Source organism: Cupriavidus sp. CP313, assembly GCF_054072015.1.
On sequence record NZ_JBSVZB010000024.1, the window covers coordinates 78957 to 101149 of the forward strand.

A 22193-nucleotide genomic window follows, 5' to 3' on the forward strand; every position below is an offset into this window, starting at 1 on the left:
TCTCCGCACGCGCTCAGCGTGCATTTCGCTTTTGACTAGGAGGCCAGGGCCGTCTCACTCGGCTGCTTCGCTTCAGCCGGGGCGGCAGTTCCTTCGGCAGCCAGCGCGCGGGCTTCGTGCGCTGCCAGCACCTCGCACAATGCTGCCGCCAGGCGCTGTGCGATTTCCGGTTGTTGTGCCGCGGTCACGGGCAAGGGGGCGCCGTTGGCATCCGCCGCCGCGAAGGTGGCGCCCGCGGTGGCCATGTCGACTGTTTCCAGCCCGGCATAGCCGCAGGGATTGATGCGCAGGAACGGCGACAGGTCCATCTGCACGTTGAGGCTGACGCCGTGGTAGCTGCAGCCGTTGCGGATCTTGAGGCCGAGCGCGGCAATCTTGGCGCCCTGGTGCGGCCCGTCGGACAGGTAGATGCCGGGGGCGCCGGGCTTGCGTTCGGCTGCGAGATTATACGCTGCGAGCGTGTCCAGCACCGCCTGCTCGATGCCGTGCACCAGTTCGCGCACCATCAGGTGGCGGCGGCGCAAATCGAGCAGCAGGTAGGCCACGACCTGGCCGGGACCGTGATATGTGATCTGTCCGCCACGGTCGATCTGCACGACCGGGATGTTGTCATCCGGCGACAGCAGGTGTGCGGGATCGCCCGCCTGGCCCAGCGTGTAGACCGGCGGATGCTCGACCAGCCAGACCTGGTCGGGCGTCTCGGGCGTGCGTGCGGCGGTGAAGGCGCGCATCGCGTCGAAACACGGCTGATAGTCCTCGCGGCCGCGTTCGATGACTTGAATCGGATGCATGGCGAGAGTGTAACGAAAAGGGCCGGCTTGCGCCGGCCCTGCCTCGGTCACTTCTGTTGCCCGCTCAGGGCGTCGTCCGGCGGGAATGGTCCGATGCGTCACGCGACCAGACCAGACGAAGTTGCCCGCGGTCGCGGTGTGATGCGGACGATGCCCCGTCGGCCTTTGCCTCAGGATGCGGTGACCTGGTCCTGGTTAGGCGTCCACTCCGTGCCTCGAACCAGGCGGCGCAGGCTGCGGTACACCAGGTGCGGCACGTCAGCCAGCGCCAGCGCCGGGCGGCGGGCCTCCGCGATCAGGGCGAGGCGCACCGGTTGCAGCGCACGCGGGTCAACGCTCAGCACCACCTCGTCACCCGAGCGCAGCAGCAGGCTGCCGCCACAACGCAGCCAGTAGTCCTCTGAATCTTTCTCGCGGGTCAGCCATACGTCGGTGCCGCGGGCCTCTTCGACATGCAGGCGCTGGGCAGCATGCACCGACAGCGTGGTGACTTCGCCAGGATTCAGGGTGAACACAGTCGTTGTGAGCACGGTTTTCATGGTGGTTCTCCGTTCAGCCGGCCTCGGCGGGGATACGCCAGGCACAGTACGAATTCGCAGCGGGGCACCGGAACTGGCCCGGCAAGGGGACCAGGCCAGTTAAATCCTATGAATATCGCCGTGAAGTAAATGACTACTGCGGGGGCCGGTGATGGAATATTAGTGATTGTCCGACCACTATCAAAACGATATATTTTCCTGGTTCTTGTTAGACAAATTCACATACACACGACCGCCTGGAGACGACCATGGCCTGGAAGAGCGCCTGGGAAAAGGACCTGCCACGCGGCTGGCACCGCGAGCTGCCGCGACTGCCGGCGCTGACCGCGCTGCGCGCCTTCGAGGCCGCGGCGCGGCATGAGAGCTTTTCGCGCGCGGCCACGGAGCTGTTTGTCACGCACGGCGCGGTCAGCCACCAGATCCGCGCGCTGGAAGAAGAGCTGGGCATGCCGCTGTTCGAGCGCCACGGCAAGCGCGTCGCGCTGACGCCGTCGGGGCGCCTCTATGCCGAGCGCGTGCGCGACGCGCTGCTGCAGATCGCCGATGCCACGCACGCGCTGCAGGCCGGCAACCGCGACAAGCGCCTGACCATCAGCACCATGCCATCGTTTGCCGCGCGCTGGCTGACGCCGCGCATCGGCAGCTTTATCGAGCGCCACCCGGAGCTGGATGTCGAACTGCTGTCCTCGAACACGCTGGTCAGCTTCGCGCATGAGGAGGTCGATATCGCGCTGCGCATGGGCAGCGGCGACTATCCCGGGCTGTACGTGGAACGGCTGCTGGACGACGTCTTCTTCCCGGTCTGCAGCCCCGCCTTCAATGGCGGACGCCTGCCCGAACGGCCACAGGACATGGCCGGGCTGCCGCTGCTGCGCGGCGAGGGCGATCCGTGGAAGCCGTGGTTCGAGGCCGCCGGGCTGGACTGGCCCGAGCCGCGCAAGGGGCTGCTGCTGGAAGACTCTTCGCTGCTGCTGCAGGCCGCGTCCGAAGGCCACGGCATTGCCCTGATCCGCTCGTCGCTGGCCTACAACGACCTGCTGGCCGGGCGCGTGGTGCGGCTCTTTGATGTCAGCATCCCCTGCCCGTGGCTGCTGTACTTCGTATGCGCGCCGGGCTCGCTGAACCTGCCCAAGGTGCAGGCGTTCCGCGGCTGGCTGCTGCCGGAGATCGAGCGCTTCCGCGGGGTGCTGGCGCAGTGGGAGTGAACTAGTCTTCCGACGCTTCGGCTGGATCGCCGGGGTCGGCGGCTGCGTCCGCCGCCGGCTTGGCGCGCGCCCGGCCCGCACGGGGATGGGCCTTGTCGTAGACCTTCGCCAGGTGCTGGAAATCGAGCGCGGTATAGACCTGCGTGGTCGAGATGCTGGCATGGCCCAGCATCTCCTGCACCGCGCGCAGGTCGCCCGACGACTGCAGCACGTGGGTGGCAAACGAATGCCGCAGCATATGCGGATGCACATCGGCCGGCACGCCGGCGCGCAGCGCCTGTTGCTTGAGCCGCAACTGCACCGTGCGCATCGACAGGCGCCGCCCGCGCGGGCCGAGAAACAGGGCGTGGGCATCTTCCGGCAAGGCGCCGGGGCGCAGCAGCGTGTCACGCACCGCCAGCCAGGCGCGCAGCGCCTCGATGGCCTTGCTGCCGACCGGCACCGAGCGCTGGCGCGAACCCTTGCCGGTCACGGTGACTTCCGCCCCGGCCAGGTCGAGCCAGCCGCTGGAGCGATAGCCGTCGGCATCGGCATAGCGCAGGTCCAGCTGCACCAGCTCGGACAGCCGCAGCCCGCTTGAATAGAACAGCTCATAGACCGCATGGTCGCGCAGTGCCTGGGCATCCGTGCCGGCAGGATGCGCGACCAGTGCCACCGCGTGCTCAACCGACAGCGCCTTGGGCAGCGCGTGGCCCGAGCGCGGCGCGCGCACGCCGTCGACCGGATTCACTGTGACGCCATGGCCATGGCGCGCCGCCCACTGGAAGAAACCGCGCCAGGCCGACAATGTGCGCGCAATACTGGTGCCGACCAGCCCGGCGCCATGCAGCCGCGCGGCAAAGTTGCGGATATGGTGGGTCTGCAGTGCCAGCAGGGCCACGCCGGGCGCATAGCGCGCCGCGTGCCCCTGCAGCACGCGCAGGTCGCGGCTGTAGCTGGTCAGCGTGTGCCCGGCCAGCTTGCGGCTGCCGCGCAGCCAGTCGAGGTAGCGCGTGACCAGCGGCTCGGGTGCCGGCGGCGGGCTGTCGCTGGCAGGCGCGATATCCGCAACCACGCTGCGGGGCGGCCGGCGTGCAGTCATGGCGTCAGGCGTGGGCCACCGCGCCTCAGTCGCGCAGCCGGTGCAGCGCTGCACCGGCGACTTCGCCGATCTGCGACAGGTAGGCGGTGCCCATGCCTTCGTGGAAACGGCGCGGATCGGGCGAGCCCAGCACCAGCAGGCCAAAGGCGGCACCGCGCACGTCGGAGGCGGCCTCGGCATCGCCGGCACGCACCGGCACGCGCAGCGTCACCATCGCCAGCGAGGTGATGTCGTCGCGCTCCAGCAGCCCCGCCGCCTCGAAGCCGCCGTTGCTGCCGCAGTACGGCGCACGCAGGCCTTCGGCAAAGATGCGCAGGTCTTCGCTGGCGCCCTGCGCCACTTCCATATGGACGTATTGCTCGGCGACATCCCACAGCCTGAGCGCCACCGCCGGCACGTCGAACACCTGCTGCAGGCCGTCCTGCACCGCATAGGGCAGCGCGTGCGAATCGGCTTCGGCCAGCAGGCGCAGCTGCCAGGCATGCATGCGCTGCTGGGTGCGGTCGTTGTCATGGCCGTGGCGGACCAGGTCCGCCAGGCGCAGCTCCAGGCCCTTGTTCTTCTCGCGCAGGATTTCCATCTGGCGCTCCTGCAGCGACACGGCGCGGTGGCTGTGCGGGCTGGTCAGCTGCACCGCGGCCAGCAGCTCGGCGTGTTCTTCGAAGAATTCGGGGTGGCTCTGCAGGTAGGCGGCAACGTCTTGGGCGTTCATGGGGCGTGGACCGGTAGAGGTAAAGTGGGTGGCAGTTTAGCAAAGGGGGCCGACGGCACAGCCGCGGCCCCCTTTTTACGCAGGCTGCGCTACGTCTGGATCAGCCGCTTCTGCCGCGAAATGCTCATCAGGATGCCGATGCCCGCGCCCAGCGTCACCAGCGCGGTGCCGCCATAGCTCATCAGCGGCAGCGGCACGCCCACCACCGGCAGGATGCCGCTGACCATGCCCATGTTGACGAAGGCATAGGTGAAGAAGATCAGCGTGATCGATCCCGCCAGCAGCCGCGAGAACAGCGTCGGCGCATTGGCCGCGATAAACAGGCCGCGGAAGATCAGCAGCAGGTACAGCACCAGCAGCACCGCATTGCCGATCAGGCCGAACTCTTCCGAGTACACGGCGAAGATAAAGTCGGTGTGCTTTTCCGGGATGAACTCCAGGTGCGTCTGCGTGCCCTTGAGCCAGCCCTTGCCATCGACCCCGCCGGAGCCGATGGCGATGATCGACTGGATCGTGTGGAAGCCCTTGCCCAGCGGATCGCTGGTCGGGTCCAGCAGCGTGCAGACGCGGTGCTGCTGGTAGTCGTGCAGCACCGGCCAGTTCACGCCCGGCGCGCACATATCGTTCTGAAACGTGATCAGCAGCGTGATCGCCACCACCAGCAGCCCCAGCAGCGGCAGGATCAACCGCCACGACAGGCCCGCGAAGTAGATCACGTACACGCCCGCGGCCATCACCAGCAGCGCCGTGCCCAGGTCAGGCTGCTTGGCGATCAGGCCGACCGGGATCAGCAGCAGCAGCAGCGCCACCACGAAGTCGAACCACTTGATCACGCCCTCGCGCTTCTGGAAATACCACGCCAGCATCAGCGGCATCGAGATCTTCATGATCTCGGACGGCTGGATCACCATGCCGACATAGAGCCAGCGGCGCGCGCCCTTGCGGATCAGGCCGAACATGGCCACCGCGATCAGCAGCGCCACCCCGACCGTATAGATCGGCACCGCCACCCGCATCAGCGTCTGCGTGGGCAGGTAGGCGATCACCATCATCACCACATACGACAGCAGGATATTGCGCAGCTGGTCCTCGACCCGGCCCGGCATGTCGATGGCGGCCGAGTACAACGCCACGATGCCGGTGGCGAACAGCAGGAAGACAATCAGCGAGAGTGGTTTGTCAAAACCGGTCAGCGCGGTCTTGATCAGGGACAGGACGCGGCGTCGATCCATGCGCGTCTCCTTCAGCGAGTGGCGTCGGCACCGCTGGCTGCCTTGGCAGCCACGGGCTTGACGCGTGGTTTGGGCGCGGGCGCCTTGGCCGGCACGACCGGCGCGGAAGCCGGCGGCGGCACCTGCGGCTTGCTGTGGCCCAGCGCCTGCAGCATGCGTTCATCCAGTGTCTGCACGGCCGAGGCCGGTGCGATGGCGGCCGGGTCCAGCGCCGCCGCGATCGCGTCAGACGCCCCGGCATGCGCGCCCGACGCCGCGGCGACCGCGCTGGCGGCCGCGCCGCTGGACATCACGGTGGCGCTGGCGATGCTGGCGGTCTGGCCGGTGGTAAACACGCTCGGCGTAGCCACCGGCGGGCGGCCCGCCATGCGCTCGGCTTCCGGCGGCGCGATGGCTTCCAGCTCGGCCGGCCATTTGCCGGTCAGGTAGTAGTCCATCAGCTTGCGCGCGATCGGCGCGGCCACCGCGGCGCCGAAGCCGGCGTTCTCGACGATCAGCGCGATCGCGATCTTCGGGTTGTCCGATGGCGCAAAGGCGGTGTACAGCGAGTGGTCGCGCTTGCGCTCTTCCAGCGCGTGGTGGTTGTACTTCTCGCCCTTGCCAAGGCTGTAGGTCTGCGCCGTGCCGGTCTTGCCGGCGGATTCATAGGCCGCGCCGGCAAACACGCGCGCGGCCGTGCCGGAGTGCGTCACCGCCACCATGGCGCGCTTGATCACGTCGATATCGGCCTGCTTGAGCGGAATCCGATAGCTTTCCTTGGGCACCGTCAGCGTGCGCTTGCGCGTGACCGCGTCTTCCACGGCCTTGACCAGGTGCGGCTTCATCACGCTGCCGTTGTTGACGATCACCGAGGTGGCCTGCGCCAGCTGCAGGATGGTGAAGCTGTTGTAGCCCTGGCCGATGCCCAGCGAGATGGTCTCGCCGTCATACCACTTCTGCTGCTCGGGCTTGCGGTAGGCCTTGCGCTTCCACTCGGTCGACGGCAGGATACCCCGGCTTTCGCCCTCGACGTCGATGCCGGTGATCTGGCCGAAACCCAGCGGCTTCATGAAGTCATGGATGGCGTTGACACCCATGTCGCGCGCCAGCGCGTAGTAATAGGTATCGCACGACTGCACGATCGAGCTGTGCATGTCGACCCAGCCGTGTCCGCCCGGCTTGTCGTCGCGGAAGGTGTGGTTGCCCAGCGTGAAGAAGCCCGGATCGGACATGCCCCAGGCCGCGGTGCGCTTGCCGGTGGTCAGCGCCGCCAGTGCCATGAAGGGCTTGTAGGTCGAGCCCGGCGGGTAGGTGCCGCGCAGCGGTCGGTTCAGCAGTGGCTTGTCGGGCGAGTTGTTGAGCTCGTTCCAGGTATTGGTGTCGATGCCTTCGACGAACAGGTTGGGATCGTAGGTCGGCTTGGAGACGAAGGCCAGGATGTCGCCCGTGGACGGCTCGATCGCCACCAGCGCGCCGCGGCGGTCGCCGTAGAGCGCCTCGGCCAGCTGCTGCAGGCGGATGTCGAGCGACAGGATCAGGTTGTTGCCGGGCGTGGCGGGCGAGGTCGACAGCGTGCGGATCGGGCGCCCGCCCGCGCTCACTTCCACTTCCTCGAAGCCGGTCAGGCCGTGCAGCTCGGTCTCGTAGCTCTGCTCCAGGCCGATCTTGCCGATGTAATTGGAGCCCTTGTAGTTGTCGACGTCCTTGCGCGGGTCGTATTTGGCGCTCTCGGCATCGTTGGCCTCGTCCATGGCCTCGATGCGCTCCTGGTCGCGCTGCGAGATGCGGCCGATATAGCCAATCACGTGCGAGGCCGACTCGCCCAGCGGATACTGCCGGAACAGCCGCGCGCGCACGTCCACGCCCGGGAAGCGGAAGCGCTGCGCGGAGAAGCGCGCCACTTCCTGGTCGCTCAGCTGGCTGCGCAGCGGCAGGCTCTCGAAGCTGCGCGATTCTTCCATCAGCCGCTTGAAGCGGCGCCGGTCGCGCTGCTGGATGTCCACCAGCCCTGACAGGCTCTCGATGGTGTTGTCCAGCGTATCGGTCAGCTTGGACGGCGTGATCTCGAGCGTGTACGCCGAATAATTGCGCGCCAGCACGATCCCGTTGCGGTCCATGATGAGGCCGCGATTGGGCTCGATCGGCGCCACCGAGATGCGGTTGTCCTCGGCCTTGGCCGAGTACTGGTCATGCTTGTACCACTGCAGCCACAGGAAGCGCGTGAACAGCAGGCCAAAGCAGATCACCGTGAACAGGGCCGCGGCCGCCACGCGGATGCGGAAGCGGCCGATTTCCAGTTCGACGTTGCGGATTTCGGTCATGGTACTGCGTGGCCTGGAGGGGGCGGTGGTGGGCGGTGGCGGATGATGGCGAAAAGCGGCGTCAGATCGGCCGGGTCTCGTCGACATCGCTCGAACGGCGCTGCGGCGCCAGCAGCAGGCTGGTGGCCAGCGGCCACAGCAGCGCCTCGATCGCCGGCGCCAGCAACAGTTGCCAGCCCGGCAGCGGCGCGCCCATGGCCAGCCGGATCAGCACCGGCACCGCGTGCACGATGAACAGCAGCGGCAGCACGTGCAGCGCCTGGGTATAGACGGTGAACCACAGCACGCGGCGGTGGATGGTGATGGCAAAGTAGGCCAGCAGGGTGTAGGCCAGCGCGTGCTCGCCCAGCAGCCGTGCATCGTGCACATCCATCAGCAGGCCCAGCAGGAAGGCCACGCCCATGCCCACCTTGCGCGGCTGGTGGATGTTCCAGAACACCAGCACCAGCGCCACCATGTCGGGGACCCACAGCGTGGTGCCCCAAGGCATCAGGTTGAACAGGAACGCCAGCACGAAGCTGAAGGCGATAAAGACTGGATTGACCGGCCGCAGCAGGTATTGGGGATTGGTCACCGTGGTGCCTCCTTGGCGGGCGCGGCCTTGGCAGCTGCTGCGCTATCGGCGGCAGCGCGCGCCGCGGCGGACTTGGCGCCCCTGACCGGCGCCTCCGGCTTGGCTTCGACCGTTTCCCGCGCGGGGATGGCCGCGTCGTAGCGCACCACCAGCAGCTGGCGGTGCGCGCGCACGCCGGCCACCGGCTCGCAGTACACGCGCGAGAACGCGGTATCGGCCTTGCGCTCGATATGGACGATCTTCGCCACCGGCAGGCCCGGCGGGTAGGTGCCGTCCAGGCCCGAGGTCACCAGCAGGTCGCCCTGCTGCAGGTCGGCGGCGGCGGCCATGAAGCGCAGGTCCAGCTGGCCCGCGCGCGCGCCGCCGAAGGCCACGCTGCGCAGGCCGTTGCGCACCACCTGCACGGGGATGGCCTGGTCCTTGTCGGTCAGGAGCGTCACCTCGGACTGGAACGGCGACACGCGCGTGACCTGCCCCACCACGCCGCGCTCATCGATCACCGGGTAGCCGGCACGCAGGCCGTGCTGGCTGCCCTTGTCGATCACGATGCGCTGGCTGTACGGATCGCGCGCGTCATACAGGATCTCGGCGGCCGTCACCGGCGTGGCCGACTGCTGCGCCAGCCCGAGCAGCTTGCGCAGCTGGTTGTTCTCGGACTCAAGCTGCGCCTGGCGCACCGAGGCCTGGGCCTGCTGCACGGCGTTCTGGCGCAGTTCGCGGTTCTCGGTGGCGAGCATCGCCGACGACTGCGCGTAGTCGAACATCGTGCGCAGCGCGTCGCGCGGCGTCAGCACCAGGCGCTCGACCGGCATCAGCACGGTGGCGGCAACCTGCCGGCCCACGCTGAGCGCGTCGAAACGGGCATCGACCACCAGCAGCGCCAGCGCGATGGCCACGTAGAGGACCAGCCTGGCGACTGCCGAGGTGCCTTGCTTGAAGAGCGGCGGAGGGGAGTAATCCATTTACCCGAACAAAGGCCGGAGCCCACGCGGAAACGCCCCGCCGCCCGCCGTGCCGCGCCCGAGTCCCTTGCGGGGACGGGAGCGGCACGGTCGGGCGGCGGGAGCTGCCGGGGCCTGGCCCCGGCGGATGAGGCGCCGCGACGCCGCCCTGATCGCTGGATCCGGCAGGCCGCGCATCGCCACGTGAGCGTCCTTCTTACTCGTAGGAGAAGATGCTGCCGAGCTTGTCCATGCGTTCCAGCGCCATGCCGGAGCCGCGCACCACGCAGGTCAGCGGGTCTTCGGCCACCAGCACCGGCAGGCCGGTTTCTTCCGCCAGCAGGCGGTCCAGGTCGCGCAGCAGCGCGCCGCCGCCGGTCAGCATCATGCCGCGCTCGGCGATGTCGGCGCCCAGTTCGGGCGGGGTCTGTTCCAGCGCGATCTTCACCGCCGACACGATCTGGTTCAGCGGATCGGTCAGGGCTTCCAGGATTTCGTTGGACGACACCGTGAAGGCGCGCGGGATGCCTTCGGACAGGTTGCGGCCCTTGACTTCCATCTCGCGGACCTCGGAGCCCGGGAAGGCCGAGCCGATTTCCTTCTTGATGGCCTCGGCGGTCTGTTCGCCGATCAGCATGCCGTAGTTGCGGCGGATGTAGTTGACGATGGCCTCGTCGAACTTGTCGCCGCCCACGCGCACCGAACCCTTGTAGACCATGCCGCCCAGCGAGATGATGCCCACCTCGGTGGTGCCGCCGCCGATATCCACCACCATCGAGCCCGACGGCTCAGACACCGGCAGGCCGGCGCCGATCGCGGCCGACATCGGCTCCTCGATCAGGTAGACCTGGCTGGCGCCGGCGCCCAGCGCCGATTCGCGGATGGCGCGGCGCTCGACCTGGGTCGAGCCGCACGGCACGCAGATGATGATGCGCGGGCTCGGACGCAGCAGCTTGCTGTCGTGCACCATCTTGATGAATTGCTTGAGCATCTGCTCGGTGACGGTGAAGTCGGCGATCACGCCGTCCTTCATCGGGCGGATCGCCTCGATATTGCCCGGCACCTTGCCCAGCATCTGCTTGGCTTCCTTGCCCACTGCCGTGATGGTCTTCTTGGCGTTGGGGCCGCCTTCCTGGCGGATTGCAACGACCGAGGGCTCGTCCAGCACGATGCCCTTGTCGCGCATGTAGATCAGCGTGTTGGCGGTGCCGAGGTCGATCGCCAGGTCGTTGGAGAAGTAGCTGCGGAGAAATCCGAACATCAGGAATCCTGTCTGTGGTGGTGTTCGCGGGTAGGCGAAGCGGCCGGCACCGCGGGCGGTCCGGCCACGAAATACGTTGTGTTGAATACGGAATGGTTCCCGGCTTCCCGGTCCGCCCGCCGTCCGGCACGGGGGCTGCCCGGGCCGGGATGGGATTGGGAACGGCACCGCCGGCGCACCGTGCGCGCCGGCCCTACGGGAACCTTTGATTAGACCCCGCGGAAAAGTTCGCGGAAATGTGCAGGCACCGGCGCACAATGTCGAATGACTTGCGACATGCGGTGACCGGCTGCAGAGGCCTAATCAGAGGACCCAGGTTCGCCCTTCGGGCGCCTGTGGATGCCAGGCGCAAGCGCGCCGGCCAGCGGCCGGCTTGCGGCCATGTGGCGTAAGCGTTGCCAAGGGTCGGTAACTCGCAATGATACCTTATAATTCCTGCTGCTTCGGGCGTTTACAGCCTGAAAATACCTGTAATTCCGACGACTCCGGGGCGCCACTCCGGCGCCCCCGGTCAGGCCACGGGCCGTGCGACTCAGCCGCCCCATGAGCCAGCCGCCGGCGCAGCCCGCGCCCTCCGCATCCGAGCATCCGAACCACCACGCCATGGCCCTCGCTCTATCCGACGTCAAGCGCATCGCCCACCTGGCCCGCATCGAAACCAGCGATGACGAGGCCGCCCAGACGCTTGCGCAGCTGAACAACTTTTTCTCGCTGGTCGAGCAGATGCAGGCGGTCGACACCACCGGCATCGAGCCGCTGGCCCACCCGCTGTCGGCCGTGCGCGACATGGTCCAGCGCCTGCGCGAGGACGTGGTCACCGAATCCGACCGCCGCGCCGACTACCAGCGCCCCGCGCCGGCCACCGAAGACGGCCTGTACCTGGTGCCCAAGGTCATCGAATGACCGCCGCCCGGCCCGGACCCGACGCACCCGTGCATGCCTGTCCGCCGCCGGCCACCCGCCAGTACGCTACCCCTGATGCCAACCGACTGTCATGCCCTTTTCCGCTGATTCCGTGACCTCCCTGCGCCAGCTTGCCGATGCGCTGGCCGCGCGCTCCGTCTCCGCCGAGGAACTCGCACGCGAGTACCTGGCCCGCATCGAGCAGGCCGCCGCGCTCAACGCCTTTATCCACGTCGATGCCGAGCGGACCCTGGCGCAGGCGCGCGCCGCCGATGAACGCCGCGCCCGCGGCGAGGCCGCGCCGCTGACCGGCGTGCCGATCGCGCACAAGGACGTGTTCGTCACGCGCGGCTGGCGTGCCACCGCCGGCTCGAAGATGCTGGGCAACTATGAAAGCCCGTTCGACGCCACCGTGGTCGAGCGCATGGCCGCGGCCGGCATGGTCACGCTGGGCAAGACCAATATGGACGAGTTCGCGATGGGCTCGTCCAACGAGAACTCGCATTTCGGCCCGGTGCAGAACCCCTGGGACACCAGCCGCGTGCCCGGCGGCTCGTCGGGCGGCTCGGCCGCGGCCGTGGCCGCCGGCCTGGCCCCCGCCGCCACCGGCACCGACACCGGCGGCTCGATCCGCCAGCCGTCGTCGTTCTCGGGCATCACCGGCATCAAGCCGACCTATGGCCGCGTGTCGCGCTACGGCATGATCGCCTTCGCCTCGTCGCTGGACCAGGCCGGCCCGATGGCCCATACCGCCGAAGACTGCGCGCTGCTGCTCAACGCCATGGCCGGCTTCGACCCCAGGGACTCCACCAGCATCACGCCCGCGCAGGGCGGGGTGGACGAGGACTACACCCGCCTGCTGGGCCAGCCCCGCGCCGGCGCCACCGCCGAGCGCCCGCTGGCCGGCCTGCGCATCGGCCTGCCGAAGGAGTATTTCGGCAAGGGCCTGTCGGCCGACGTCGAGCAGGCCGTGCGCGCCGCGCTGGCCGAGTATGAAAAGCTCGGCGCCACGCTGGTCGAGGTGACGCTGCCCAAGACCGAGCTGTCGATCCCGGTGTACTACGTGATCGCGCCGGCCGAGGCCTCGTCCAACCTGTCGCGCTTTGACGGCGTGCGCTACGGCCACCGCGCGGCCGAATACCGCGACCTGCTCGACATGTACAAGAAGAGCCGCGCCGAAGGCTTCGGCGCCGAGGTCAAGCGCCGCATCATGGTCGGCACCTATGTGCTGTCGCATGGCTACTATGACGCCTACTACCTGCAGGCGCAGAAGATCCGCCGCATCATCGCCGACGACTTCCAGCGCGCCTTCGCCCAATGCGACGTGATCATGGGGCCGGTGGCGCCGACGGTGGCGTGGAAGCTGGGCGAAAAGACCTCGGACCCGGTGCAGATGTACCTGGCCGACATCTTCACGCTGTCCACCAGCCTGGCCGGCCTGCCCGGCATGAGCGTGCCGTGCGGCTTCGGCGAAGCCGGCATGCCGGTGGGCCTGCAGCTGATCGGCAACTACTTCGACGAAGCGCGCCTGCTGCAGACTGCGCACGCGTTCCAGCAGGCGACCGACTGGCACCTGCGCCGTCCGGGCAAGGCATGAACATGACCGCGCGCTCCTCGCTGACCCTGCGCCTGATGGCCGCGGCCGCGCTCGCCGCGGCGGTGGCCGGCTGCATCCCGCTGCCGGGCGGGCTGGGACGGCCTGCGCCCCCGGCTCCGATCGCCAGCCGCGACATCGATCTGGCCGGCGACTGCCGCCGCACCGAGGAAGACGGTTTCCGCGAAGACGCCCAGCTGCGCGTGTCGGACAACAGCGTGCAGCAGCTGTCGTGGAAGCTCTGGGTAGGCAAGCGCGGCTCGTGCAGCTTCAACCTGGCGGACTTCCGCCAGGTCCAGAAGAAGCCGCATATCGAGCTGCGCGCCAATGACGGCAGCGGCTGCAAGCTGATGGTCTGGCAGGACCCGCGCCGCGTTACGCTGGCGCACGCCAACTGCCAGCAGCGCTGCACCCCCGGCATCTACGAACAAGCCTGGCCCGTGATGTTCGAGCCGGGCAGCGGCGCCTGCGCCCGCACGCGCTGAAGCCACCGAAGCCGGCCATGACCCACGCACCCGCCACCCCGCAACGCTCACTGCGCACCGCCCGCCCGGCGGTGGCGGTACTGCGCGCCGCGGTGGCACTGGGGCTGGGCGCATGGCTGGCCGGCGCGGCGGCGCATACGCCGGACCTGCCCGCCCCCGCGCTGGCACAGCCGGCGCCGCTGACGCCTGCCGGCGTGCTGGCGCCGAATGCGGTGAGCCGGGCCGCGCCAGGATCTGCGGCCACGGCATCCGTGCCCGCGCAGCGCGTCGAGCTGCGCGGCGATGCGGCCACGCCCGCGCTGACCGCCTACTGGTTCCTGCCGCGCGAAGGCGCCACCCCGCGCGCGCTGCCCGTGGTGGTGGCATTGCACGGCTGCGGCGGCCTGCTGTCCGCGCGCCCCTCGCGCGCGGGCGCAGCGGGCGCCACGGGAACCGACAAGGCGGACGTTTCCGGACTGCTGCAGCAACGCTACCGCGAATACGCACACTGGCTGACCGAGCGCGGCTATGCCGTGCTGATGCCCGACAGCTTCAGCGCGCGCGGCAGGCCCCACGGCATCTGCTCCGAACCCATCGACACGCGCGGCATCGACGACCGCACGCGCCGCGCCGATGCGCTGGCCGCGCTGCGCTGGGTGGCGCAGCAGCCGGCGGTCGACACCGCGCGCATCGTGCTGCTGGGCTGGTCCAATGGCGCGCAGGCGGTGCTGGCCACCGTCGATGCCAGCCGCCCGTGGCCGGCCGGCACGCCCCAGGTGGAGCGCGCGGTGGCGTTCTACCCGGGCTGCAAGCGCGCCGTGCAGCAGCACAACTTCCGGCTGCGCGCGCCGATGCTGCTGATGATCGGCGGCGCCGACGACTGGACGCCCGCCACCCGCTGCGCCATGCTGCAGAGCGCGGTGCTGGCGCGCCAGCCGGGCGCGCGCTTCCGGCTGGAGATCTACCCGGGCGCCTATCACGGCTTTGACGGCACCAGCGAGCTGCATATGCGCCGCGACGTACCGGCGGGCATGCGCAAGACCCAGGGCGTCACCGTCGGCGGCGATGCGGTGGCCCGCGTGGCCGCGCTGGCCCAGCTCGACTCATGGCTTGCCAGCCCCGACCCCTGAAGGCCGGGGCAAGACCAAACTGAACACCGGAGCGGCGCCGCCGCTCCACCGCAACAGACAGAACCGAAAGAACCGAACAGGAATACCGCCATGCAATGGGAAGTGGTGATCGGCCTCGAAACGCACGCTCAGCTTTCGACGGCCTCCAAGATTTTTTCCGGCACCTCCACCGCCTTCGGGGCCGAGGCCAACACGCAGGCCTCGCCGGTGGACCTGGCGCTGCCGGGCGTGCTGCCGGTGCTCAACAAGGGCGCGGTCGAGCGCGCCATCCAGTTCGGCCTGGCGATCGGCGCCACCATCGCGCCGCGCAGCATCTTTGCGCGCAAGAACTACTTCTACCCCGACCTGCCCAAGGGCTACCAGATCAGCCAGTATGAGATCCCGGTGGTACAGGGCGGCACCATCACCATCCAGGTCGAAGGCAAGAAGGGCGAGTTCTACGAAAAGACCGTCAACCTGACGCGCGCCCACCTGGAAGAAGACGCGGGCAAGTCCCTGCACGAAGACTTTGCCGGCATGACCGGCATCGACCTGAACCGCGCCGGCACCCCGCTGCTGGAAATCGTCACCGAGCCCGACATGCGCAGCGCCGCCGAAGCCGTGGCCTATGCCAAGACGCTGCACTCGCTGGTGGTGTGGCTGGGCATCTGCGATGGCAACATGCAGGAAGGCAGCTTCCGCTGCGACGCCAACGTGTCGGTGCGCCCGCTCGGCCAGAAGGAATTCGGCACCCGCCGCGAGATCAAGAACCTGAACTCGTTCCGCTTCCTGCAACAGGCCATCGAGTACGAAGTGCAGTGGCAGATCGCCGAGATCGAGGACGGCCGCAAGATCCAGCAGGCCACCGTGCTGTTCGACCCGGATACCGGCGAGACCCGCGCGATGCGCACCAAGGAAGACGCGCACGACTACCGCTACTTCCCCGATCCGGACCTGATGCCGCTGGAAATCGATGCCGGCTGGGTGGACCGCGTGCGCGGCGAACTGCCCGAATTGCCGGCGGCGATGCAGGCGCGCTTTGTCTCGCAGTACGGTCTGTCGGCGTATGACGCCACCACGCTGACCGCCACCAAGGCCTTCGCCGCCTACTACGAGGCCGTGGTGGCCGACGCCGGCGCGACCAATGCCAAGCCTGCGGCCAACTGGCTGATGGGCGACGTGGCCTCGCAGCTGAACCGCGAAGGCATCGCCATCGACGCCGCACCGGTCACGCCGGCGCAACTGGCCAGCCTGCTCGCGCGCATCGCCGACGGCACCGTGTCGAACAACACCGCCAAGAAGGACGTGTTCCCGGCGATGTGGGCCGGCGAGCACGGCGGCGATGCCGACGCCATCATCGCGGCCAAGGGCCTGAAGCAGATGTCCGACACCGGCGAGCTGGAGAAGATCATCGACGACGTGCTGGCCGCCAACGCCAAGTCGGTCGAGGAATTCCGCTCGGGCAAGGAGAAGGCGTTCAATGCGCTGGTCGGGCAGGCGATGAAGGCCACCAAGGGCAAGGCCAATCCGGCGCAGGTGAATGAGCTGCTGAAGAAGAAACTGGGCTAATGGGGTAAGGGCGGGCTGACGGGACCAGCGAACCGCCAGCGGCAGGCGTATCCTACTGGCCTGCCCTAAGAGGAGATCCCCATGAGCTGGTCCGCCCACCAATACGTCGCCTTCGAAGACGAACGCACCCGCCCGGTCCGCGACCTGGTGGCTGCCATCCCCAATGAGATCGCGCGCAGCGCGGTGGATATCGGCTGCGGGCCGGGCAACTCCACCGAGGTGCTGCTGGCGCGCTATGCGGGGGCGTCGGTGACCGGGCTGGACAGCTCGCAGGACATGGTCGACGCGGCGCGCAAGCGCCTGCCCGACGTGCAGTTCCGCGTGGCCGACATCGGCGCCTGGGACGAGGCCGGGCCCTATGACGTGATCCTGGCCAATGCCGTGCTGCAGTGGCTGCCTGACCACGCCAGCCTGTTCCCGGCACTGGTATCCAGGCTCGCTCCCGGCGGCACGCTGGCCGTGCAGATGCCGGACAACCTGGAAGAACCCGCGCACCGGCTGATGCGCCAGGTGGCGGCGGAAGGCCCGTGGGCAGAAAAGCTCGCCGGCGCCAGCAAGGCCCGCGCCGAGCGCGCCCCGGCGCAGTGGTACTACGAGCTGCTGCGCCCGCTGTGCCAGCGCGTGGATGTATGGCTGACCACGTACCACCACCCGCTGGCGGGCGGCCCGGCCGCGGTGGTGGAGTGGTTCAAGGGCAGCGGCCTGCGCCCCTTCCTGCAGCCGCTGGACGAGGCCGAGCGCGCCGCCTACCTGGCGCGCTACGAAGCCGAGATTGCCAAGGCGTACCCGGCGCTGCCGGATGGGTCGGTGCTGCTGCCGTTCCCGCGCCTGTTCATCGTCGCGACGCGCTGAGGCCCTACGCAGGCTTGTGGCAGACCGCTTCGATGTTGTGCCCGTCCGGGTCCAGCACGAAGGCGCCGTAGTAGTCGGGATGGTAGTGCGCGCGGAGGCCCGGCGCGCCGTTGTCGCGCCCGCCCGCGGCCAGCGCCGCGCGATGGAAGGCATCGACGGTCTCGCGGCTGTCCACGCGGAAGGCCACGTGCAGCGGCGGCTGGTTGGGCGTGCCGCGGTGGATCCAGAAGTCGGGTTGGCCCGGCGGGCCGAAGCCGGCCACGTCGGTGCTGCCGGTGACGCTGGCCGGGAATTCCTTGTCCAGCACATAGCCGATGGCGCCCAGCGCCGCCTGGTAGAAGGCGCGGCTCTTGCCGTAGTCGCTGACGCTTACGCCGGTGTGGTCGATCATCCGTTTGCGCGAGAAACCTCGGCCTTCAGGCCGGGGAGGGATGCGCGCGACGCGAAGCGTCGCCCCTGGGGTCGCTCTCCTTTGTTGTGGGCGCTACGGTTGAATAAGCAAATCCATCGCCGCGCTGGATCACTCTGCAGTGTTTGTAGGAAATGCCCTGCACGGCACCTGCGGCGGTTTGGATGTTAAAAGAGCCGGTTGCACGGATCGCGACCCGGCCAACATGGGTGCCAGCCTTCTTCCCGGAGGGCACCACGGCCTTGACCATGTCGCCGGTCTGAAAGCCGAATGCGCGCTTGTTGCGCATGAGATAGCCCCGCGGGAAGCCGTGAGCGGTAAGTCGGGTCCGTTGATAGCGACCGCGGCCCGCGCACTTGATGCGCAGCACGGGGCGTTGCCAGTCCGAGACAGCGTGCACGTTGCCGACGCAGGCAGCGTCCAGGGCGTGCGACTTTGGCATCTCGAGCCGACGCCGGTTGTACTTCGTCTGTCCGCCTGACCCGGTCTCGACGGACAGCCTGAAGGATCTGAGTGCGTCCAACAGTGTGAGGCGGGTGGCATTTACGGCGGCGGCATCGCGCAGCGGCGCCTTTGCACGGGCCAGGATGTGTTTGGCGCGTGCCGGGTCCCGGCGCAGGAATGCCTCCAGCGCAAGCTTGCCCTTTTTCTGGTTGCAAGGCCGGCAAGCGAGCGTCAGATTGGAAACGCGATCGGATCCCCCGTTCGCCTTGGCGACGATATGCTCGGCTTCCAAAGGGCGATCCGTCGCATCGCAGTAGGAGCAGCTGCGCCCGAACTTCGCCAGCAGGTACTCCCTCACCTCGTAGCCTTGGAGGGTGCCCTGCTGGTACTCGACGCCGGATATCTCAGGATTCTCCATCGCCTGCATGTCGAAGCGCACCAGTTCCATGCTAAGGGCGGTGATGGGCGCGAGTTTGATGAAGCGACGCACCCACGCGGCGGTGGTGTCAACGCGGTGGCGCAGGCTGGGTGCCAGCCAGCCTGTCGGCTTGCGCCGGTTGTTGAACCGGGCTGCGCGATAACGGGTCTTGCGCCCGCGCCGGGCGCGCCGCATTGACCGGCGCGACGTCAGTGCTTCGCTGATCTGCCGGCCGCGGTGGATGATCTCAGCCAGCGAAAGCACAAAAGCATCAGGTTCGCCTGCCGCATCCGAGGTGGCTTCGCGGACGATGGCCACGCCGGTCTCCTTGCTGCCAGGATCCAGCTTGAGGCGTAGCGGCTGCAGAGCGCTTTGCACCAGACGTCGATCCGTCAGCCGGATTGCGAACGGCATCAGGCGATGTACACGAGCGCGGCCCCGCTCAAGCAGCAAGCGGGCCCGCTTCTCACTGCACGGCATCAGCGGCTTGCCGTGCTTGTCCAACACAAAGACTGCCATGGCAATCTCCCCAATATGGTTGCCCTTACGGGCCTGGTTACGCCTCCCCTGCGGGAGGTCTCCCTTCGGCAATGTTACGAACCGGCGATCTGCCCCGATCCGTTTCGTGCTTACCCGGTCGCTTGTCTGCAACCGGGGCTTCGAGAGGTTGGGACTAAGGAAGCATCCCAACGTCGGTCTTGCACCTGTTCGCAACGTAGCGGGTTGGTTACCGCTTTGCCTGGTCAACCCGAGCTTGTCAGTTGCCTTTCAAGCTCCGGCCTTTAGGCCGGGGTAGTTGACGGGTCGCTTCCTTTCAAGGGTGGGAGGGCGCTCAGGCCAGGTCCAGCACGCTCATGGTGGCGTTCAGGCGGCTGACCAGCACGGATTCACCGTGGACGTCGGCAAAGACATCCGCCTCCACCACGATGATCGCGCGGCCGGACTTGAGCACATCGGCACGGCAGCGCAGCCGTTCGCTGCGCACGGCCCTGAGCAGGTTGATCTTGAACTCCGCGGTGACCACGTGCTGGCCTGCCTCCAGGATGGTGGATGCCGCCGCGCCCGCGGTGTGGTCCGCCATGGTGGCCTGCACGCCCGCATGGACGATGCCGCCATGCTGCAGGTGGCGCGGCGTAATGGCCAGCGTGGATTCGCACCAGCCGGGCCCGCAGTCCGCCAGCGTGATGCCGACGTCATTGACGAAGGCGGCCTGGCGGAAGCCCGCCTCGATGGTGTCGCGCAGCAGAAGCCGTTCCTGTTCGGTGGTCATGGCTGTTCCTTGTCGGGTCACTGCATCACCGGGATGTGCGCATTGCAGCGTGAAGGCGCCCGGCTGTCAACCATCCATGCGCCTTTTACGCCGCGCCGAAGCGGGCCGGCGTGCTGTCGCCTACACTGGAAGCATCCGCGACCCGCATGCGCGCCTGAGCGCATGCAGCCCGCCATGATCGCCGACGCCCATCCCCCCACACTACGCTGCAAGACGCGGCCCGCCGCCGCCTTCGCCGCACTGACGCAGGCAAGCCTGGCGCGCATCGAAGCAAGCCTGGCCCAGTTGTTGCACCGCGACGAGCCCGAAGACCTGCACGCGCTGCGCGTGGCGGTGCGCCATGCGCGCGCGGTGCTCTGGGCCCTGGGGCCGTCGTTGCCGCGGCAGGAGCGCGCTCGCTGGAAGCATGACCTGCGCATGCTGGCGCGCGCCACCAGCGACGTGCGCGACTGGGACGTATTCCTGGCCGAAACCATTGCCCCGGCCCGCGAACGGGAACCGGACGATACCGTGCTGTCGGCCATCGCCGACACCGCCCGTGAGCGCCGCGACACCGCGCGTCAAACCATGCTGTCGGCCCTGGCCGGCTACCGTGACTGGCCCCTGCCCGCGCTGCATCGCGACCTGACGCACCTGGCCCATCTGGCCGCCGGCGCCCGCAATGACGGCGGCCGCCTTGGGTCCTTTGCGCGCAAGCGCGTGCGCCGCGGCCGCAAGCGCCTGCGCGCGCTGGCAAAGGCGGCACGCCGCGGCGATCCCCGCGCGGTGCATGAGCAGCGCATCGCCGGCAAGCGACTGCGCTATGTGATCGAGGCGTTCGCGCCGGTGCTGCCAATCCGCTACACCAGGGACCTGCATCGCAAGCTGGTCAAGCGGCAGGCGAAGCTCGGCCGTATTGTCGACGGCATCGTCGCGCGCCGGCTGCTGGCCGACTGCCTGCAGGCGCAGGCGATGCCGGACGAGGCGCCGCGGCCGCCGCCCGGCGCCAGCTGACCACCCCGCCCGCCATGGCGGCCTGCCCACCGCGTGCCACGCCAACTGCACCCGATCTGCGACAATACCGCCATGACTGCTCCCCAGGTTCCCATTGCCGCCATCGCCACCGCGCCCGGACGCGGCGGCATCGGCGTGGTGCGTGTGTCGGGCCCCGATGTCGGCCCCGTGATGCGCGCCGTCTGCGGCCAGGCGCTGAAGCCGCGCCACGCCACCTACCTGCCGTTCCTCGATGGCCATGGCAAGGTCATCGACCACGGCCTGGCGCTGTATTTCCCGGCGCCCAATTCCTATACCGGCGAGGAAGTGCTCGAGCTGCAGGGCCACGGCGGCCCGGTGGTGATGCAGATGCTGCTGACGCGCTGCCTGCAAGCAGGCGACGGCATCGGCCTGCGCCTGGCAGAGCCCGGCGAGTTCACGCGGCGCGCCTTCCTCAACGACAAGCTCGACCTGGCCCAGGCCGAGGCTGTAGCCGACCTGATCGAAGCCAGCACCGAGGCCGCGGCGCGCTCAGCGGCGCGTTCGATGGAGGGCGAATTCTCCAACGCCATCCGCCAGCTTGTGGATAAGGTCATCCACCTGCGCATGCTGGTAGAAGCCACGCTGGACTTCCCCGAAGAAGAGATCGATTTCCTGGAGCAGTCCGACGCCCGCGGCCAGCTTGCCACCATCCGCACTGAACTTGGCGGCGTGCTGGCGCAGGCGCGCCAGGGCGCGCTGCTGCGCGAGGGTCTGTCGGTGGTGCTGGCGGGTCAGCCCAACGTGGGCAAGTCGTCGCTGCTGAACGCGCTGGCCGGCGCGGAGCTGGCCATCGTCACGCCCATCGCCGGCACCACGCGCGACCGCGTGCGCGAGACCATCCAGATCGACGGCATCCCGCTGCATATCATCGACACCGCCGGCCTGCGCGAGCACGCCGCCGACGAAGTCGAGCGCATCGGCATCGAACGCACCTGGGACGCCATCCGCCGCGCCGACATCGTGCTGCATCTGGTCGACGCCACCGACTACCTGCGCCACGGCCTCTCGGAGATTGACGACGCCATCGACGACCAGCTCAGCGGCCAACTGCCGCCAGGCTCGCCGATCGTGCGCATCGTCAACAAGATCGACAAGGCGCCCGCGGTTGGCGATGTCGTCTTCGGCGGCAACCGACCGCATGTGGTCGCGGCCAATGGCCCCAATCCGACAGAGATCTGGATCTCGGCGCGCACCGGGGCCGGCATTGAACTGCTGCGTCGTGAGCTGCTGCGGCTGGTGGGCTGGCAGTCGGGCAACGAAGGCAACTTCCTGGCGCGCGAACGGCACCTGACGGCGCTGCGGAATGCGCAATCGCATCTGGATATCGCCGCGGAGCAGGCCGAGCACCAGGCGCAGGCGCTGGACTTGTTTGCCGAAGAGCTGCGGCTGGCGCAGGATTGCCTGAACAGCATTACGGGTGAGTTCACCAGTGATGATCTGCTGGGGACGATCTTTACGCGTTTCTGCATCGGAAAATAAGGCACAGCGCCGGACGATCAAGCCAGGCGCCG

At 68.5% G+C, this 22193-nt stretch carries 21 protein-coding genes; 9 read left to right on the forward strand and 12 right to left on the reverse strand.

All coding sequences use genetic code 11. The features are described from left to right. Positions 1 to 35 precede the first annotated feature (35 nt). Together lipB and ACW4E8_RS28060 are read right to left on the reverse strand one after the other, a co-directional pair. Positions 36 to 791, reverse strand: a complete 756-nt coding sequence (lipB, locus tag ACW4E8_RS28055; protein WP_456807488.1) for a lipoyl(octanoyl) transferase LipB — start codon at positions 789 to 791, stop codon at positions 36 to 38. A 170-nt stretch (positions 792 to 961) separates the two neighbouring features. Then, positions 962 to 1330, reverse strand: coding sequence for a DUF2917 domain-containing protein (locus ACW4E8_RS28060; RefSeq protein WP_456807489.1), 369 nt, complete (start codon positions 1328 to 1330; stop codon positions 962 to 964). A 248-nt stretch (positions 1331 to 1578) separates the two neighbouring features. Between ACW4E8_RS28060 and ACW4E8_RS28065 the strand changes: the two genes are divergently transcribed. Continuing rightward, positions 1579 to 2535, forward strand: coding sequence for a transcriptional regulator GcvA (locus ACW4E8_RS28065; RefSeq protein WP_456807490.1), 957 nt, complete (start codon positions 1579 to 1581; stop codon positions 2533 to 2535). 1 nt (position 2536) lies between these two features. On the opposite strand, the gene ACW4E8_RS28070 is transcribed toward ACW4E8_RS28065, so the two are convergent. The 7 genes from ACW4E8_RS28070 to ACW4E8_RS28100 all read right to left on the reverse strand — a co-directional run bounded on the left by ACW4E8_RS28070 (position 2537) and on the right by ACW4E8_RS28100 (position 10636). Then, a complete protein-coding gene (locus ACW4E8_RS28070) occupies positions 2537 to 3616 on the reverse strand; it encodes a tyrosine recombinase XerC (RefSeq protein ID WP_456807491.1) in 1080 nt (359 codons plus the stop codon). Between the two features lie 25 nt (positions 3617 to 3641). After that, positions 3642 to 4328 carry a DUF484 family protein gene (locus ACW4E8_RS28075; RefSeq protein ID WP_456807492.1) on the reverse strand — a complete coding sequence of 229 codons (687 nt, stop codon included), beginning with the start codon at positions 4326 to 4328 and terminating at the stop codon, positions 3642 to 3644. 89 nt (positions 4329 to 4417) lie between these two features. After that, positions 4418 to 5560: a rod shape-determining protein RodA gene (rodA, locus tag ACW4E8_RS28080; RefSeq protein ID WP_456807493.1), complete on the reverse strand. Its 1143-nt coding sequence runs from the start codon at positions 5558 to 5560 to the stop codon at positions 4418 to 4420. A gap of 11 nt (positions 5561 to 5571) precedes the next feature. Continuing rightward, the gene (mrdA, locus tag ACW4E8_RS28085) at positions 5572 to 7860 is read right to left on the reverse strand and encodes a penicillin-binding protein 2 (protein WP_456807494.1); all 2289 of its coding nucleotides are present in this window, start codon (positions 7858 to 7860) and stop codon (positions 5572 to 5574) included. Positions 7861 to 7921: 61 nt separating this feature from the next. After that, positions 7922 to 8434 (reverse strand): rod shape-determining protein MreD, encoded by a 513-nt coding sequence (gene mreD, locus ACW4E8_RS28090; RefSeq protein ID WP_035819372.1) that lies wholly within the window; start codon positions 8432 to 8434, stop codon positions 7922 to 7924. After that, on the reverse strand, positions 8431 to 9396 hold the full coding sequence (gene mreC, locus ACW4E8_RS28095; RefSeq protein ID WP_114136036.1) for a rod shape-determining protein MreC: 966 nt from the start codon (positions 9394 to 9396) through the stop codon (positions 8431 to 8433). The genes mreD and mreC overlap by 4 nt, the downstream gene beginning before the upstream one ends. A 196-nt stretch (positions 9397 to 9592) precedes the next feature. Then, positions 9593 to 10636, reverse strand: coding sequence for a rod shape-determining protein (locus ACW4E8_RS28100; RefSeq protein ID WP_008648066.1), 1044 nt, complete (start codon positions 10634 to 10636; stop codon positions 9593 to 9595). A 603-nt stretch (positions 10637 to 11239) separates the two neighbouring features. Here ACW4E8_RS28100 and gatC point away from each other — a divergent pair. The 6 genes from gatC (at position 11240) to tam (ending at position 17127) form a co-directional block, all read left to right on the forward strand. Beyond that, positions 11240 to 11539 carry an Asp-tRNA(Asn)/Glu-tRNA(Gln) amidotransferase subunit GatC gene (gatC, locus tag ACW4E8_RS28105; protein ID WP_035819367.1) on the forward strand — a complete coding sequence of 100 codons (300 nt, stop codon included), beginning with the start codon at positions 11240 to 11242 and terminating at the stop codon, positions 11537 to 11539. A 91-nt stretch (positions 11540 to 11630) separates the two neighbouring features. Continuing rightward, positions 11631 to 13136: an Asp-tRNA(Asn)/Glu-tRNA(Gln) amidotransferase subunit GatA gene (gatA, locus tag ACW4E8_RS28110; protein ID WP_456807495.1), complete on the forward strand. Its 1506-nt coding sequence runs from the start codon at positions 11631 to 11633 to the stop codon at positions 13134 to 13136. Next, a complete protein-coding gene (locus tag ACW4E8_RS28115) occupies positions 13133 to 13618 on the forward strand; it encodes a hypothetical protein (RefSeq protein WP_456807496.1) in 486 nt (161 codons plus the stop codon). The genes gatA and ACW4E8_RS28115 overlap by 4 nt, the downstream gene beginning before the upstream one ends. A gap of 17 nt (positions 13619 to 13635) precedes the next feature. Further along, the gene (locus ACW4E8_RS28120) at positions 13636 to 14727 is read left to right on the forward strand and encodes a dienelactone hydrolase family protein (protein ID WP_456807497.1); all 1092 of its coding nucleotides are present in this window, start codon (positions 13636 to 13638) and stop codon (positions 14725 to 14727) included. Positions 14728 to 14817: 90 nt separating this feature from the next. Continuing rightward, positions 14818 to 16275 carry an Asp-tRNA(Asn)/Glu-tRNA(Gln) amidotransferase subunit GatB gene (gene gatB / locus ACW4E8_RS28125; protein ID WP_456807498.1) on the forward strand — a complete coding sequence of 486 codons (1458 nt, stop codon included), beginning with the start codon at positions 14818 to 14820 and terminating at the stop codon, positions 16273 to 16275. Between the two features lie 81 nt (positions 16276 to 16356). Further along, positions 16357 to 17127, forward strand: coding sequence for a trans-aconitate 2-methyltransferase (gene tam / locus ACW4E8_RS28130; RefSeq protein ID WP_456807499.1), 771 nt, complete (start codon positions 16357 to 16359; stop codon positions 17125 to 17127). A 4-nt stretch (positions 17128 to 17131) separates the two neighbouring features. On the opposite strand, the gene ACW4E8_RS28135 is transcribed toward tam, so the two are convergent. The 3 genes from ACW4E8_RS28135 to ACW4E8_RS28145 form a co-directional block, all read right to left on the reverse strand. Next, entirely contained in the window at positions 17132 to 17518 is a 387-nt protein-coding gene (locus tag ACW4E8_RS28135) for a VOC family protein (protein ID WP_456807500.1), read from the reverse strand. 25 nt (positions 17519 to 17543) lie between these two features. Continuing rightward, positions 17544 to 18917: an RNA-guided endonuclease IscB gene (gene iscB / locus ACW4E8_RS28140; protein ID WP_456807501.1), complete on the reverse strand. Its 1374-nt coding sequence runs from the start codon at positions 18915 to 18917 to the stop codon at positions 17544 to 17546. A 313-nt stretch (positions 18918 to 19230) separates the two neighbouring features. Then, positions 19231 to 19668 (reverse strand): PaaI family thioesterase, encoded by a 438-nt coding sequence (locus ACW4E8_RS28145; protein WP_456807502.1) that lies wholly within the window; start codon positions 19666 to 19668, stop codon positions 19231 to 19233. Between the two features lie 174 nt (positions 19669 to 19842). On the opposite strand from ACW4E8_RS28145, the gene ACW4E8_RS28150 reads away from it, so the two are divergent. Together ACW4E8_RS28150 and mnmE are read left to right on the forward strand one after the other, a co-directional pair. Further along, positions 19843 to 20661, forward strand: a complete 819-nt coding sequence (locus ACW4E8_RS28150; RefSeq protein WP_456807503.1) for a CHAD domain-containing protein — start codon at positions 19843 to 19845, stop codon at positions 20659 to 20661. Positions 20662 to 20733: 72 nt separating this feature from the next. Further along, positions 20734 to 22161 (forward strand): tRNA uridine-5-carboxymethylaminomethyl(34) synthesis GTPase MnmE, encoded by a 1428-nt coding sequence (gene mnmE, locus ACW4E8_RS28155; protein ID WP_456807504.1) that lies wholly within the window; start codon positions 20734 to 20736, stop codon positions 22159 to 22161. The last annotated feature ends 32 nt before the right edge of the window (positions 22162 to 22193 follow it).

Bases quoted from the DNA above. Each gene is read 5' to 3' on its own strand.
- lipB (WP_456807488.1), bottom strand. From the start codon at position 791: ATGCATCCGATTCAAGTCATCGAACGCGGCCGCGAGGACTATCAGCCG.
- ACW4E8_RS28060 (WP_456807489.1), bottom strand. From the start codon at position 1,330: ATGAAAACCGTGCTCACAACGACTGTGTTCACCCTGAATCCTGGCGAA.
- ACW4E8_RS28065 (WP_456807490.1), top strand. From the start codon at position 1,579: ATGGCCTGGAAGAGCGCCTGGGAAAAGGACCTGCCACGCGGCTGGCAC.
- ACW4E8_RS28070 (WP_456807491.1), bottom strand. From the start codon at position 3,616: ATGACTGCACGCCGGCCGCCCCGCAGCGTGGTTGCGGATATCGCGCCT.
- ACW4E8_RS28075 (WP_456807492.1), bottom strand. From the start codon at position 4,328: ATGAACGCCCAAGACGTTGCCGCCTACCTGCAGAGCCACCCCGAATTC.
- rodA (WP_456807493.1), bottom strand. From the start codon at position 5,560: ATGGATCGACGCCGCGTCCTGTCCCTGATCAAGACCGCGCTGACCGGT.
- mrdA (WP_456807494.1), bottom strand. From the start codon at position 7,860: ATGACCGAAATCCGCAACGTCGAACTGGAAATCGGCCGCTTCCGCATC.
- mreC (WP_114136036.1), bottom strand. From the start codon at position 9,396: ATGGATTACTCCCCTCCGCCGCTCTTCAAGCAAGGCACCTCGGCAGTC.
- ACW4E8_RS28100 (WP_008648066.1), bottom strand. From the start codon at position 10,636: ATGTTCGGATTTCTCCGCAGCTACTTCTCCAACGACCTGGCGATCGAC.
- gatC (WP_035819367.1), top strand. From the start codon at position 11,240: ATGGCCCTCGCTCTATCCGACGTCAAGCGCATCGCCCACCTGGCCCGC.
- gatA (WP_456807495.1), top strand. From the start codon at position 11,631: ATGCCCTTTTCCGCTGATTCCGTGACCTCCCTGCGCCAGCTTGCCGAT.
- ACW4E8_RS28115 (WP_456807496.1), top strand. From the start codon at position 13,133: ATGAACATGACCGCGCGCTCCTCGCTGACCCTGCGCCTGATGGCCGCG.
- ACW4E8_RS28120 (WP_456807497.1), top strand. From the start codon at position 13,636: ATGACCCACGCACCCGCCACCCCGCAACGCTCACTGCGCACCGCCCGC.
- gatB (WP_456807498.1), top strand. From the start codon at position 14,818: ATGCAATGGGAAGTGGTGATCGGCCTCGAAACGCACGCTCAGCTTTCG.
- tam (WP_456807499.1), top strand. From the start codon at position 16,357: ATGAGCTGGTCCGCCCACCAATACGTCGCCTTCGAAGACGAACGCACC.
- ACW4E8_RS28135 (WP_456807500.1), bottom strand. From the start codon at position 17,518: ATGATCGACCACACCGGCGTAAGCGTCAGCGACTACGGCAAGAGCCGC.
- iscB (WP_456807501.1), bottom strand. From the start codon at position 18,917: ATGGCAGTCTTTGTGTTGGACAAGCACGGCAAGCCGCTGATGCCGTGC.
- ACW4E8_RS28145 (WP_456807502.1), bottom strand. From the start codon at position 19,668: ATGACCACCGAACAGGAACGGCTTCTGCTGCGCGACACCATCGAGGCG.
- ACW4E8_RS28150 (WP_456807503.1), top strand. From the start codon at position 19,843: ATGATCGCCGACGCCCATCCCCCCACACTACGCTGCAAGACGCGGCCC.
- mnmE (WP_456807504.1), top strand. From the start codon at position 20,734: ATGACTGCTCCCCAGGTTCCCATTGCCGCCATCGCCACCGCGCCCGGA.